This is a genomic window from Micromonospora sp. B9E7, assembly GCF_039871815.1.
Classification (GTDB): domain Bacteria; phylum Actinomycetota; class Actinomycetes; order Mycobacteriales; family Micromonosporaceae; genus Micromonospora.
In genome coordinates this window covers 1-1,406 of the sequence record NZ_JBDPLX010000050.1, presented here as the reverse complement: position 1 = coordinate 1,406, position 1,406 = coordinate 1, and the positions used below count along the sequence as shown (strand labels likewise).

The window sequence follows — 1,406 nt, the reverse complement described above, 5'->3', positions numbered from 1 at the left end:
CATGGCACCCCTCTGTGTCAAGAGACGGCGAGGAGTGGTGTTCTAGGCTGGGGTTTGGCGGGTCCGGGAAGTGACTGTTCTGAAGTGTCGACCTTGGGGGTTGGGTCGGCCGCGCTGGATTGAAGAGTCGCCCCCACGTGTCCTCCCGGGCCCGTCTCGACCTTCTTGGCATCTTTGGTCATCTGCTTGTAGACGACGTCGGACAGGCGTCGTTTCAGGCAGCGCATGGCTTCCATTGGAGTTTTGCCGGCGGCGAGTTTGCGCCGGTAGTAAGCGCGGCCTTCGGTGTCGTGGCGCAGTTGAACGATGGCCATGATGTGCAGGGCTCGGTTGATGCGCCGGTTCCCGGCACGGGACAGCCGGTGGCGTCTTTGATCGCCGGAGGACGCATCAAGGGGTGCGGTGCCGTTCCAGGACGCGAAGTGCCCGCGGCTGGCGAATCGGCTGATGTCACCGATGTCGCCGATCAGGCGGGCGGCGCCGGAGGGGCCGATGCCGTTGAGGTCCTGCAGGCTGCTGCCGGTGGCGGCGACGAGTTCGGTGAGTTCTTTGTTCGCTGCCTTGATCTTCTTGTCGACCTGGGCGAGCTCGGTGATGAGTTCCGACGTGAGCCGCCGGCGGGTGGACCCGACAAGGTCGCGCGGCCGCACGGTGTTGAGCAGGGTTCGGGCCTGCGGGGCGGACAGGAACTGCTTGGCCCCGCCGGGCAGTAGTTCCAGCAGAAGTTTGTGGATGCGGTTGAGTAGATCGGTGCGGGCGTGGCCAAGACCGTCGCGGCGGTCGACGAGCAGCCGCAGCGCAACGGTGACGTCGTCGACGGCGACCTGCCGCAAACCCGTGGTGCGTAGGGCTGCGACGGCGACGCTGTGGGCGTCGACCGGGTCGGTCTTGCGGCCCTGACCGGTGTCGAACACGCGGACCCGCGCGGACAGTTTCGCCGGCACGTCCACCACGGTCTCGCCGTCGGCGACGAGGCGTTGAGCGATGTGCCGCCCGATCCCGCTACAGCCCTCCACCGCCCAGATCCGCTCCTTGTGCTGCCGGCCGAGCTTGAGCATGGCCTGGTAGCCGTCGCGGTCGGTGGTGAACCGGCCCCGGGCGAGGATCCTCTCGCGGTCGTTAATGATTTCAATGGTCGCGGACCGCTTGTGCGGATCCATACCGATGATGACCCGTCCCACGCTCGTCCTCCTCGATCAGACAAGGGCTGATGTCAGCGAGGAGGGCAGCGCTACTTCGAGCTGGGCAGACCCCTCTTGAGCCTCTCCGCGCCGCGGTGACCGGCAGGAGGCATGCCATGTGAGAGCCACACCAAATCGCGGTGGGCAGCCGATGAGAGAGCCACCCCGCCGGTCACCTCGACCAAGCCTGGCCGGGCTGCGGTCGTAGCACCAGTAGATAAGTAG

At 66.4% G+C, this 1,406-nt stretch carries 1 protein-coding gene; it reads right to left on the bottom strand.

Annotated features, from left to right (window positions below):
* Positions 1 to 17 precede the first annotated feature (17 nt).
* The gene (locus ABGB10_RS33155) at positions 18 to 1,181 is read right to left on the bottom strand and encodes an IS110 family transposase (RefSeq protein ID WP_347664916.1); all 1,164 of its coding nucleotides are present in this window, start codon (positions 1,179 to 1,181) and stop codon (positions 18 to 20) included.
* Positions 1,182 to 1,406 lie beyond the last annotated feature (225 nt).